At 40.1% G+C, this 12,183-nt stretch carries 12 protein-coding genes; 5 read left to right on the forward strand and 7 right to left on the reverse strand.

The annotated features are described in order from the left end of the window. The first annotated feature begins 245 nt into the window (after positions 1 to 245). The 3 genes from B7E07_RS18460 (at position 246) to B7E07_RS18470 (ending at position 4,128) form a co-directional block, all read left to right on the forward strand. Complete coding sequence (locus B7E07_RS18460) at positions 246 to 1,469, forward strand: IS110 family RNA-guided transposase (protein WP_080848294.1); 1,224 nt, start codon at positions 246 to 248, stop codon at positions 1,467 to 1,469. Positions 1,470 to 2,366: 897 nt separating this feature from the next. Further along, positions 2,367 to 3,458 carry an FUSC family protein gene (locus tag B7E07_RS18465; RefSeq protein WP_080848295.1) on the forward strand — a complete coding sequence of 364 codons (1,092 nt, stop codon included), beginning with the start codon at positions 2,367 to 2,369 and terminating at the stop codon, positions 3,456 to 3,458. Positions 3,459 to 3,861: 403 nt separating this feature from the next. Next, a complete protein-coding gene (locus tag B7E07_RS18470) occupies positions 3,862 to 4,128 on the forward strand; it encodes a hypothetical protein (RefSeq protein WP_080848296.1) in 267 nt (88 codons plus the stop codon). 38 nt (positions 4,129 to 4,166) lie between these two features. Here B7E07_RS18470 and B7E07_RS18475 read toward each other — a convergent pair whose 3' ends face one another. Both B7E07_RS18475 and ntdP read right to left on the reverse strand, forming a co-directional pair. Beyond that, complete coding sequence (locus tag B7E07_RS18475; RefSeq protein ID WP_080848297.1) at positions 4,167 to 5,912, reverse strand: ABC transporter ATP-binding protein; 1,746 nt, start codon at positions 5,910 to 5,912, stop codon at positions 4,167 to 4,169. 250 nt (positions 5,913 to 6,162) lie between these two features. Further along, positions 6,163 to 6,693, reverse strand: coding sequence for a nucleoside tri-diphosphate phosphatase (gene ntdP / locus B7E07_RS18480; protein WP_066449191.1), 531 nt, complete (start codon positions 6,691 to 6,693; stop codon positions 6,163 to 6,165). Between ntdP and B7E07_RS23830 the strand changes: the two genes are divergently transcribed. Further along, a complete protein-coding gene (locus B7E07_RS23830; protein WP_176215245.1) occupies positions 6,680 to 6,817 on the forward strand; it encodes a hypothetical protein in 138 nt (45 codons plus the stop codon). The two genes, ntdP and B7E07_RS23830, sit on opposite strands and share 14 nt — an antisense overlap. A 214-nt stretch (positions 6,818 to 7,031) precedes the next feature. Here B7E07_RS23830 and B7E07_RS18485 read toward each other — a convergent pair whose 3' ends face one another. Further along, positions 7,032 to 7,283, reverse strand: coding sequence for a YgaB family protein (locus tag B7E07_RS18485; protein WP_139785746.1), 252 nt, complete (start codon positions 7,281 to 7,283; stop codon positions 7,032 to 7,034). A gap of 280 nt (positions 7,284 to 7,563) precedes the next feature. Between B7E07_RS18485 and B7E07_RS18490 the strand changes: the two genes are divergently transcribed. Next, positions 7,564 to 7,905, forward strand: a complete 342-nt coding sequence (locus B7E07_RS18490) for a hypothetical protein (RefSeq protein WP_257391495.1) — start codon at positions 7,564 to 7,566, stop codon at positions 7,903 to 7,905. A 392-nt stretch (positions 7,906 to 8,297) separates the two neighbouring features. Here B7E07_RS18490 and B7E07_RS18495 read toward each other — a convergent pair whose 3' ends face one another. The 4 genes from B7E07_RS18495 to nikC are packed head-to-tail and all read right to left on the reverse strand — an operon-like array spanning position 8,298 to position 12,171. Then, positions 8,298 to 9,296, reverse strand: coding sequence for an ABC transporter ATP-binding protein (locus B7E07_RS18495; protein ID WP_080848299.1), 999 nt, complete (start codon positions 9,294 to 9,296; stop codon positions 8,298 to 8,300). Continuing rightward, positions 9,289 to 10,314, reverse strand: a complete 1,026-nt coding sequence (locus B7E07_RS18500) for an ABC transporter ATP-binding protein (RefSeq protein ID WP_080848300.1) — start codon at positions 10,312 to 10,314, stop codon at positions 9,289 to 9,291. Before B7E07_RS18500 ends, B7E07_RS18495 begins: the two co-directional genes overlap by 8 nt. A gap of 15 nt (positions 10,315 to 10,329) precedes the next feature. Further along, complete coding sequence (locus B7E07_RS18505) at positions 10,330 to 11,253, reverse strand: ABC transporter permease (protein WP_066449199.1); 924 nt, start codon at positions 11,251 to 11,253, stop codon at positions 10,330 to 10,332. Between the two features lie 18 nt (positions 11,254 to 11,271). Further along, a complete protein-coding gene (gene nikC, locus B7E07_RS18510) occupies positions 11,272 to 12,171 on the reverse strand; it encodes a nickel transporter permease (protein ID WP_080848301.1) in 900 nt (299 codons plus the stop codon). Positions 12,172 to 12,183: the final 12 nt, after the last annotated feature.

Consider the following 12,183-nt stretch of genomic DNA (forward strand, 5'->3'; position numbering starts at 1 on the left):
AAACATACTAAGATTAGTAGCACAGACCAAGGCCATGGTTTGTGCTACTATTTTTATATAGTAGAAGTGAAGGAAGGTCGAACAGCCTCTGGGGCCACATAAGAGTCCGTATTAAAAACAGACCAACTTCACACCCTTATTTGAATCAGTTTAGTATGTTGGGTCCATAGAGATCGTGTATAAGAAAATGGAATCGGTAAGGCAATGTGAAGACTTCTATGATTGGCTAAAAAGGAGAAGGTTTTATGCAACATGTCATCGCTTTAGATATAAGTAAAGGCAAAAGTCATTTTGTCATTTACAACCGTTATAAGCGCTGTGAATTTGAAGGAGAAATACATCATACACGTGCTGATTTTGAACGCCTTCAAAGTCGTATTGAGGAGCTATCTTCTCTCGATGGGGAACAACCTGAAATCGTGTTTGAAGCAACAGGCGTGTATTCAAAACCGATAGAAAAGTTCCTTTGTGATTACGGTTATACCTATTACCGAATGAATCCACTAGAAGCGAACTTACAAATGGCTACAATGCGTCGCCATAAAACAGATATCAATGATGCACACGAACTTGCCAAATCACATTTTAAAATGGAACGCGAGAAAACCTATACGCAAGATGAGTATTATGAACAAATGCGTGCAATAACACGGTATTATGATGAAACAGCTGAAGAGATGACCTACTTACGCAGCCGAATGCATGCAATTTTACAATTATCATTTCCAGAATTGGAACGGCTAATTACACCTAAATCAGCTCTGTTTTTAAATTTTGTCCAGCTGTACCCACATCCGGCATTATTGTTGGCCCATTCAAAAACAGTCATCAAAAATAACTTAAAGAGGAATACACAAAAGAACTTATCTGCAGAACGTGCTGAGAAAAAAGCCATTGTTTTACTTGAAGCTGCACAACGTTCGTATCCGGCAATTGAATCCAGTGACATTCGCTGTGAGCAGGTAAGAGATTACGCACGTCGGATTGCGGATTTAAAGGACAAAAAGGAACAGCTCATTAGACAAATGGCTGAGCTATCTATGAAAAGAAAGGAGTTTAAGATTTTACGTTCTATTCCTGGAATTGGTGACGCAACGGCATGCCGATTAATTGGGGAGCTAGGTGATATTAGACGCTTTAAAAACTCGAAGCAAATAAACGCTTATGTTGGGATCGATATCATGCGGTATCAATCTGGGAATACACATTATCAAGATCGTATCAATAAGCGAGGGAATAAGAAATTAAGAAAGATTCTTTTCTTTATGATGAAAACAATGCTTATGAGAAAAAAAGTGCCTAATCATCTCGTTGACTATTACTACAAACTAAAAAAGCAACCTCAAGGTAAGCCCCATAAGGTTGCGATTGTAGCGTGTATGAATAAGTTTTTGAAAGTCGCATTTCATCTTATTACACACGGCATATTATACGACTATGAGTCCGCACTACCAGCTCAAAAATCGTAAGTAAGGATAATTAAACTATAGCACAATGGCCTTGCGAAAAAAAGTAAACTCGTTAGGTCTTTTTGTCATACACATGATTTATTTACTAGAGGGCTGTCCCCCTGCTAGACAAAAAACATAACCTCGAGCAAATAATTTTTAAAAAAACTATTGACTGGAGGTAAGAAAGAGGCTGGGACATAAGTATTTAATACAACCACTAAACAAAACAAAACCGAATGATTAGGAAGTGAATCTTTCTAATCATTCGGTTTTTTTATTTGTTTAACATTTAATTTTTCTAAACATGAGTGAAATGAAGCGGAGGACCCTCGACTCCTGTGGGCAATAGAGGAAAAGTTGAGACCCCGCAGGAGCTTGCTCCGAGGAGGCTCAGCTTCCTCCCCACGGAAAGCGAGGGGCTGGAGCGCAATGGAACGGGCTTGTGGAAACACGCAAACCTTGAAAATGAACATTCGTGTTTTACAAATAGTATTTTCTTTTTGTCCCACCCTCTTTTTGTTGCCTCTAGTAGTTATGCTGTGATTGTGACTACAATATCGCCCCCTTCCTCCTTCTCATGTTTAAACTTTATCCCACTGCATATAAATCCCTTAAATAACAACATCTACCCCAACCAATCCCCAGTCACCTAATTAAACCGCTTCCATTAAAAAGGAAATAAATCTTTCGAAATTTAGGCTGTTTTTCTTTCAAAAGTTACTTGAACTTCGTGTATAATCCCTGTATAGTACATTATTGTTTAATAACCTGGAAAAACGTTTAAAGTAGATAATATGGACATACTTCCTCATTTTTAGAAGTATATATTGGTTAGAGTGAAACATTTTTTGATGTTATTACGTCAAACAATAGGTATTCATTAAGACTCCTGTATAAGAAAGGAACACATTTTGTATGAAACTTGGCGCCCGCATTTTAAAAACGGGAATCGCAATTATTTTGGCTTTATTTTTATCCGAATTATTACAGCTGCCTAACCCTGTATTTGCCGGGATCGCAGCCATTTTTGCTCTGCAGCCTACCATTTACAGATCGTATTTATCCATCATTGAGCAAATTCAAGGTAACTCGATTGGCGCTTTTATCGCCGTCATTTTTGTTTTATTATTCGGCAATGATATTTTTATTATCGGTTTAGGCGCAATTATTCTCATAACGATTAACTTAAAGCTTCGAATTGAAAATACAATTGCACTATCGCTGGTTACGCTGCTTGCCATTATGGAATCACCAGGTGATGATTTTATTCAATTTGCTCTCATCCGTTTTTCTACCATAATGCTTGGTGTCTTTTCAGCCTTTATCATTAATCTTGTATTTTTACCTCCTAAATATGAAAATAAGCTATATAACCGCATCTCAAACGTTACGGAGGATGTGACTAAGTGGCTTCGACTGACCGTTCGCCGTGCCTCTGAGCATCACACCTTAAAGTCTGATATTGAAAAAATGCAGGATTCTATCAGCAAATTGGACATGCTCTATGGTATGTATAAAGAAGAAAGAAACTATTTTAAAAATAATGCTCTTGCGAAGTCACGAAAGCTGGTTATATACAGACAAATGATATCAACCACAAAACGAGCTTTAGAGACACTTAAGAAGCTCCACCGTTTTGATAATGATATGGCTGATATTACAGAGGAATTTCAGTATACTCTGCAGCAGCAGCTGGATTGTCTCATTCACTATCATGAACATGTGATGCTGAAGTTTATCGGCAAAGTACGTCCACAGGTTTCTTTTGAAGAAGGAGAAGTCACGTTAAACAGACGCGAGCTCTTCCAGGTCTTCATTCAGCAGCAGCGGCAAATGGACACTGATCGCGATATTGAAGAATCCATGCTTCCACATACCATGCAGATCGTTTCTGCGTTCATGGATTATCTTGAGCAAGTCGAACATCTTGATATGCTGATTTCAAGCTTTCAAGCTTATCATAAAGAAGATAACGAAGTATCGATTGAGGAAACAGCAGAAAACTAATTTGAGGCTGGGAGATAAGTATTTAACAGACCCATGGAACCGAATGGTTAGGAAGTCATCTTTCTAATCATTCGGTTTTTTATTTATGATTATAAAATACATTTTATTAACATGAGTGAAATGGAGCGAAGGACACTCGACTCCTCTGGGCACAATAGAGGAAAAGCTGAGACCCCGCAGGAGCTTGCTCCGAGGAGGCTCAGCTTTTGATCCCACGAAAAAACAGGGTCTGCAGCGCAGGTGGAACGGACTTGTTTAAATACCCAAACCAAGATATATTGAATATTCGTGTTTTAGAAGATTAATTTTATTTTGTCCCCTCCTCTTTTTTTGAATCAAAAAAGGACTTTTTCAAATATTTATAGAAATTATGAAATATGCCTTTAAACTAAGGAGTCTACCTATGACAAAACAAATCAATATTTGGTCTTTTATATTTTCACTCTGCTTTGTTATTCTCTTTTTTATGATGCCTGGAACTGAATCTATTCTTGGTTTACATCCGCTCTATCTTCTTTTCTTTATTACGATATTCACTTTTATATTAAGCTTAATCGGATTTTTAGGGATTCAAAATTGGAAAGGTGCCGTACGGAGTATTGTCTCTGTGGTGTTAACACTGGGATTGATAGCTATTCTTATTTTCATATTATTTTTTGGAAGCTTATAGAAAACGCCTGGAAAACATGATTGTTTCCAGGCGTTTTTTTAATTCTCCAGCTGCTGCACTTGAAAGAGCTTATAATAACTTCCTTGTTTTTTCATGAGCTCATCGTGAGAGCCTTCTTCCATGATTTGGCCATGCTCAATTAAAATAATTCGGTCTGCATGGGTAATGGTAGAAAGGCGGTGTGCCACAATGAAGGTGGTTCGATCTTTTGCCAGGTCCTCTAAAGACTCCTGAATGAGGTGCTCACTTTCTAGGTCCAATGCAGATGTGGCTTCGTCTAAAATTAGAATCGGCGGGTTTTTCAGGAAGATTCGCGCGATCGCAATCCGCTGTTTTTGTCCTCCTGACAGCTTCACTCCCCGTTCGCCAACTTTCGTGTCATAGCCTTCTGGAAGACTCATAATAAAATCATGCGCATTGGCTGCTTTAGCGGCCTGAATGACTTCTTCATCTGTTCCCTCTGGTTTCCCTAGCAGGATATTGGTTTTGACCGATTCGCTGAATAAAATATTATCCTGCAAAACCATGCCAATCTTATCTCTTAAACTTCGTACTTTGAAAGAACGTATATCTGCCCCATCAAGAAGGATTGTTCCATCTGAAACATCGTAAAAACGCGGAATCAAGCCCACTAAGGATGACTTTCCGCCTCCGCTCATGCCGACAAGGGCGACTGTTTCTCCCTTTTGAATATCAAGGTTGATATGTTTTAATACATCTTCCTCATTTTCATTATATTTAAAGCTGACATCCTTGAACTGAATATGGCCGTTTACTTCCTTGCATTCCACTGCATTTGGCGCATCATCAATATCATATTTTTCATCAAGGAGCTCAAATACACGGTCCATTGAAGCAATTGACTGTGTCAGTGTAGTCGATGAATTAACAAGTCTTCGCAGTGGTGCGTATAAACGATCAATATAAGCAATGAACGCCATCATAACACCAAGTGAAATATTTCCTTGAATTACCTGGTAGCCTGCATAGCCAATGACGAGCAGCGGCGAAATGTCGGTAATTGTGTTCACAACGGCAAAGGCTTTTGCGTTCCATTTTGTATGGTCGATCGCTTTTTGCAGAAAGTTGCTGTTCTGCCGATCAAAATTCCCTTGCTCATAATCCTCTGTCGCAAAGCTTTTAATGACAGCCATCCCTTGTACCCGCTCATGCAGATAGCCTTGCACCTCGGCGAGTGCCTGGGAACGTACGCGTGTTAATTTTCGCAGATTGCCGAAAAAGTATTTAACCGAAAAAGCGTAAAATGGAAATAAGATCAATGACACGATGGTTAATGTGATATCCATATTAAACATAATAATGACAGCAATAATGATCGTAGACACATCAAGCCAAAGATTCATTAATCCTGTGACAACAAAGGTTTTCGTCTGCTCCACATCATTGATAACCCTAGAGATGACTTCCCCCGCCCGTGTATTTGCATAATACTTAAAGCTTAGCTTTTGAATATGTACAAACAAGCGGTCACGGATATCGTATAGTATTTTACTGGATACCCATTGCGCAAAATATTGGCGATAATATTCAATTGGCGGCCTTGCCACAACAAAGATGACAATCATAGCGCCCATCAGCCAAAAAAGTGTACTTGTTTTTTCCGAATCCGCTGCATCACCGCCAATAATATCATCGACGACATATTTGATTAGAAGCGGAATCATTAAAGGAATGGCAAATTTAATAATTCCAATGATAATCGTTCCGATAATCTGAAGCCGATATGGCTTTACAAATTGCATATATCTTTTAATACTGTTCAAGTAGCCTCCACCCTTTCAAGGCCTAAAAAATGCATTAATGCTGCACTAATTTTAAAATGACCTGTTCCTCTTGCTTTCATACCTAATGTTTCTTCCCTTCAGTGCAAAAAGAAAACTTGCCACATTGGCAAGCAGGGAAGACAAGCATTAGGCTTCACGTATATTTCTATGCTGCTACATCCTTTAAAAAGGCTAAAACCTGTTGACGATCCGTTCAACAGGCAACTCTTAGGCATTTTACTCTAAAATCCTAGCGTCTGTACGTTAAATAGCGCTCATACCAAATGTCGATAAAATCCGGTGCAAATGGACCTTTGCGCTGGCGGATCCATTGAATGAGCTTGTCCACATTGGACCACAGTATTTGATCAATCGGAGCAGGGTAATTCATTTCTTGACGATGACGTTCATATTCGTCTTCATCCAACAAGTTAAAGGTCATATCTGGAAACACCTTAATATCAAGATCATAATCGATATATTTTAATGCTTCCTCGTCATATATAAACGGCGAGCTGATATTGCAATAGTAATATACGCCGTCCTCTCTGATCATTCCGATAATATTAAACCAGTATTGGGAATGAAAATAACAGATTGCCGGTTCTCTCGTTACCCATGTTCTGCCGTCCGATTCTGTTACAATGGTCCGATCATTGCCGCCGATGACAAGATTTTGCGTACCTTTTAATACCGTTGTTTCCTCCCAGACGCGATGGATGTGCCCATTATGTTTATAGCTGTGTATTTGTATTGGAGATCCTTCTATGGGTACGGCCATTTTTTCCCCTTCTTTCATTTCTGGAAGCTTTGAAACCTATAGTCCTCTAGAAGCAAGCAAAACGGCTGCTTTTCTTTTAGACATTGAAGTACCTTATATGAAAATGGAGCAGCACATCTGCTAAACCGCTGTTCAAATAAAGATATCCGATCTGATCCTTTGAAAAGAATTTTTAATCATTTAAAAATTCTTCTTCACTCCAAACGACGAAAGGCTTGCAAAGAACGATTCCTATTTCTTCTTATTATAACGGTTATACGCTCATTTTAAAACAAAAGAACCATTGAAAAGGCTCAATGGTTTAAATAATGCGTCTATTTAGCTGTAGATCCTGTCCTTTATACAGGAACATTCATGTCCTGATAAGACCGGATTACCTCTTCTGTCTGTGTTTCGAATATCCTATGAATGGCCTTCAATTCATTTTTCATAATTTTAATTTCATGCTGGATGCTTTCAAGTTCTGTCTCCTGCTGAATCAGCTGCAGCTGCGCCTCAATCTCCTCACAACGCTCCAGCTCCCCTTGTAGAAACAATAGCTTATCCATCGTTTTCATCTGTTCTGATACTAAAAGGTTAAACTCACGCACCATTTGCCACCATCCCTTTTGTGATCTCTTTATACAAATTCGCGGCAGAACCCCTTTTCCCTTTGACTGATAATGTAGACTTAATGGAAGTTTTGTCGAGGCGTAGCCGAGAGGCTGTGGGGACTCTTCTTAAAAAATTTAATATCCTAAGCAATTCGCATATGATAAACTCAAAATATCAAAATTTCCCACTAAATGAAGTTGGAAACAAGATAAATACAAATGAACTACAAAGCGTTGGATATATTGAAGAAAGTATATTACTTTTAAGGAGGAGAGAATGATCCGAACGAAATTTATAACTATTTTTCTTGTGACTTTTGTTGTAGAAGCGGCTTTAACATTTTTCATTGCCACAACATTCTCTGTAAGATTTATTGAGGTCATGTTCTTCACTGGCATAGCTTTTGCTGCGATAAGCTTTTACTTTTCAAGCAGCGGCGGAATTATTTCAGATTATAGCTCCTCGCAAGCGAGTGCACAAACAGGGTTCATCCAAAAGAGGGAACCTTTCGTTTTTAGAAGGGGACCTATTTTCACTTCTTCAATTATTTTTTTCTTCATAGGATTAATATTGTTCATTCTGCTCACTTCAGGGATTATTCCACCTGTTCAAAATTGATACCAAATATAGAAGAGGCTGAGACAGAAGAAAATTAATTAATATTCATTATCTTGGTTTGGGTATTTAAACAAGCCCGTCCACCCTGTGCTGCGGATCCTCATTTTCCGTAAGGAGGAAGCTGAGCCTCCTCGTCGCGCGCCGCTCCTGCGGGTTCTCACCTTTTCCTCTATTGCCCGCAGAAGTCGATTGTCCTCCGTTCCATTTCACTCATGGTTAGATAAAAATTTTAAAATAACAAATAAAAAACCGGATGATTAGAAAGAGTCGCTTCCTAATCATCCGGTTCAAGATTGTGTTAAATATTTATGTCTCAGCCTCTTGTAGACCAATACTTAATTTATATTTAATCCTCCTAAAAGGAACCCATAAGGGACCGCTCCCCCTGGTTTCTACGAATAGTCATAAGGTCCATCTTCAAGCAGATGGCATGCCGCTTTATGTTCGACCTCATTAAGCGGATGCAGCTTAGGCTCTTCCACCGCACATCGGTCCATGGCATATGGGCAGCGGGTGTGGAAGCGGCAGCCAGCTGGCGGGTCAATCGGTGATGGCACATCTCCTTTTAAGATGATTCTCTCTTTCTTTTTCTCTCCCACATTAATGCTTGGGATCGCAGATAAAAGCGCTCTTGTATAGGGATGCTGAGAGTTTTCGAACAGAGAATCCTTATCCCCAATCTCCACTATTTTACCGAGATACATGACAATGATGCGGTCGGATATATGGCGGACCACACCTAAGTCATGCGAGATAAATAAATATGTTAGCTGGAATTTTTGCTGAAGCTCTTTTAATAGGTTTAAGACCTGGGCTTGGATCGATACATCCAGCGCTGACACGGCCTCATCGCAAATCACCAATTTCGGATCGACTGATAAGGCTCGGGCAATTCCAATCCGCTGCCGCTGCCCGCCGCTAAATTCATGTGGATAACGATCCATTTGATGCGCTCCAATGCCGACGGTTTGCAGGAGATCCTCGACCTTCTGGCGTCTCTCTTTTCTGGGAACCACATTTTGAATCTCAAGCGCCTCCTCCAGGATTTGCCTCACTGTTTGCCTTGGATTTAAAGAGGCATACGGGTCCTGGAAGATAATTTGCAGATCCTTGCGTTTTTTCCTCATCTTCGCCTTGTTTAAATTCAATAAATTTTCTCCATCGAATAAAATATCACCTGAAGTGGGATCATCTAAACGGAGGATCGCTCTTCCCGTTGTCGATTTCCCACAGCCGGATTCTCCAACCACACTGACTGTTTCTCCTTCATACACGACAAAGCTAATATCATCCACAGCCTTAACGTGGTTCACTGTGCCGCCAAACACGCCGCCTTTGATCGGGAAATATTGCTTTAAATGATTGACTTCTAATAGCGCCTTCTTACTCATGAGTTGACACCGCCTCTGCTTGCTTTTCCCATTTATCGGTATGAATCCAGCAGCGAACTTGATTTCCATCTTCTTTCGTTTCCAATGCTGGCAGGTCGCTATGGCAAATCTCTCTTGCATGAGGACATCTCGTCACGAATCTGCAGCCAGCCGGCAATTCAAATGGACTTGGCACAGAACCTTTGATAACAGACAGGTCGCCTTCCACTTTTAGGTCATGCCTTGGAACTGAATTCAGGAGGCCAATGGTATAAGGATGCTTTGGGTCTGTAAAAATGGTTTTGACATCTGCATACTCAACCACTTTTCCACAATACATAACAGCGACACGATCACACATTTCAGCCACTACACCAAGATCATGGGTAATAATCATTAAAGAAGTTCCCAATTCTTCCTGCAGCTTTTTAATTAATTCTAGTATTTGTGCTTGGATGGTTACATCAAGTGCGGTTGTCGGTTCGTCTGCGATTAATAGCTCAGGATTACAGGCAAGGGCAATCGCGATCATAACACGCTGGCGCATTCCGCCAGATAGTTCAAACGGATACTGCTTAACCCTTTTTTCTGGAGATGGAATTCCTACTAATTTCAGCATCTCCACTGCTTTCACCCGTGCTTCTTTGCGGTTAAGCTTTTGATGAATCCGAAGCGACTCTGCAATTTGCTCTCCGCATGTTAAGGTAGGATTTAAGGAAGTCATAGGCTCCTGAAAGATCATAGATATTTTATTTCCCCTGATATCACGCATTTCTTTCTTTGTTTTATCTAAAAGATTTTCTCCTTTAAAGACAATCTCACCATTGACGATTTTTCCAGCAGGCTCTTGAACCAGGCGCATAATGGATAAGGAGGTAATACTTTTTCCTGAACCGGATTCTCCTACGATGCCAATGGTTTTTCCTTTTTCAATTGAAAAATCTACTCCATCAACGGCTTTTACTTCTCCTTCATCTGTGAAGAAGGAGGTGCAGAGGTTTCGAACTTCCAGGATATTCTCTTGATTTGATATAGTCATCCTTCTCACCTTCCTTTAATTCAGCTCAATTCGTTTATTAATTAAACGATATGTGATATCAACGATAAAGTTCACGACGACAAACAAGACGGCACATACGAGAATCGTTCCTTGAACCATTGGAAAGTCACGCATCCGGATTGAATCGACAACTAAGCGGCCCAGCCCATTAATAGCAAAAACCGTTTCCGTGATAACCGCTCCGCCTAGTAATGTGCCAAACTGCAAACCTACGATTGTGACAACTGGAACGAGCGCATTTCTCAAAGCATGTTTGTAAATGACTACTCTGTCATGCACGCCTTTCGCATAGGCTGTGCGGATATAATCATTGTCAAGGACCTCAAGCATACTTGAACGTGTCATCCTTGCAATAATGGCTGCTCCGCCTGTACCGATCGTTAACACAGGAAGCACCATATGTTTCCATGATTCCCAGCCAATCGTTGGGAACCAGCCTAAATTAACAGAGAAGAAATAGATTAGCATAATTCCGAGCCAGAAATTCGGCATCGACATCCCGAAAAGGGCGACGATCATGAGGGATACATCCGAAAATGAATATTTTCTCGTAGCAGAAATAATCCCAGCGATTAATCCTAAAATAACCGCTAAAACCGTTCCATACAACGCTAACTCAAATGTAATCCATATACGATTTGTAAATATCTCTTCAGTTACGGCCCGATCTGTCCGGATAGAGGTACCTAAGTCACCTTGAATAGCGTTTCCGACATAGCGAAAATATTGCTGATAGAGCGGGTCGTTTAAGCCTAAATTCTCCCGCATTTGTTCTAATTGGGCTTCATCAGCTCTCTCCCCTGCCATTATTTGCGCAGGATCTCCCGGAATCAAATGCATCATAAGAAATACAGCTAACGTCACACCGATCATGACAGGAATTGTTTGAAATAGTCTTCTAATAATAAAAACAAACATAGCTCTCACCTTCCTTCTTTATTTTTTTGTTTTAGGATCTAATGCATCTCGCAATCCGTCTCCGAATAAATTAAAGCCAACTACGACTACTAAAATAATTAGACCAGGAAATAAACTAATATGTGGTGCTTGAGCCATAAATGAACGGCCTTGAGCCAGCATCGTTCCCCATTCAGGAGTTGGCGGCTGTGTTCCGAGTCCCAGGAATGATAATGCACTTGCAGTAATGATAGCTGATGCTATGTATAAGGTTGATTGAACTATGATAGGTGAGGTAATATTCGGTAAGATATGTTTGAAAATAATTCTAAAATCACTAGCTCCCATGGCGCGAATGGCATCGACATACTCCAGTTTTTTTACACTGAGAGTAGAACCGCGCACAATCCTCGCAAAAGTTGGTACAGCAAAAAAGGCAACGGCAATAATTACATTTGTAGTGCTTGGACCTAGAATACTCACAATGGCCAGCGCCAAAAGAATTCCAGGAAACGCCAGAAGAACATCACATATTCTCATAATCAATGAATCTACCCATTTTCCGTAATATCCGGAAACGATTCCTAATATGACGCCTACAACTGCTCCTAGCATGGTCGATAGAATTCCCACTGTTAAAGAAATACGAGAACCATATAAAATCCTGCTAAGTATATCCCGCCCTTTGTCATCATTACCAAACCAGTGGTCCGCAGACGGCGGCGCTAATCTTTTACTCATATCCATTGCAGTAGGATCATAAGGAGAGATTAGTGGTGCGAGCACTGCCAATATCGCAAAGATCAGTACAACAATCGCCCCTGCAAGAGCTGCTTTATTCTTTGCTAATTTTTTGTAAAACGATGCCCAAGGAGATGTACTTTTATTGTTTGTTTTAAGAGGAATACTTGTAGATTCTTGTAATTGGGGATGACTCATTCATTTCATTCC

This window comes from Cytobacillus gottheilii, from assembly GCF_900166665.1.
Lineage (GTDB): Bacteria > Bacillota > Bacilli > Bacillales > Cytobacillaceae > Cytobacillus > Cytobacillus gottheilii_A.

Bases quoted from the DNA above. Each gene is read 5' to 3' on its own strand.
- nikC (WP_080848301.1), bottom strand. From the start codon at position 12,171: ATGAGTCATCCCCAATTACAAGAATCTACAAGTATTCCTCTTAAAACA.
- B7E07_RS18505 (WP_066449199.1), bottom strand. From the start codon at position 11,253: ATGTTTGTTTTTATTATTAGAAGACTATTTCAAACAATTCCTGTCATG.
- ntdP (WP_066449191.1), bottom strand. From the start codon at position 6,693: ATGGCCGTACCCATAGAAGGATCTCCAATACAAATACACAGCTATAAA.
- B7E07_RS18465 (WP_080848295.1), top strand. From the start codon at position 2,367: ATGAAACTTGGCGCCCGCATTTTAAAAACGGGAATCGCAATTATTTTG.
- B7E07_RS23830 (WP_176215245.1), top strand. From the start codon at position 6,680: ATGGGTACGGCCATTTTTTCCCCTTCTTTCATTTCTGGAAGCTTTGAA.
- B7E07_RS18495 (WP_080848299.1), bottom strand. From the start codon at position 9,296: ATGAGTAAGAAGGCGCTATTAGAAGTCAATCATTTAAAGCAATATTTC.
- B7E07_RS18460 (WP_080848294.1), top strand. From the start codon at position 246: ATGCAACATGTCATCGCTTTAGATATAAGTAAAGGCAAAAGTCATTTT.
- B7E07_RS18470 (WP_080848296.1), top strand. From the start codon at position 3,862: ATGACAAAACAAATCAATATTTGGTCTTTTATATTTTCACTCTGCTTT.
- B7E07_RS18490 (WP_257391495.1), top strand. From the start codon at position 7,564: ATGATCCGAACGAAATTTATAACTATTTTTCTTGTGACTTTTGTTGTA.
- B7E07_RS18500 (WP_080848300.1), bottom strand. From the start codon at position 10,314: ATGACTATATCAAATCAAGAGAATATCCTGGAAGTTCGAAACCTCTGC.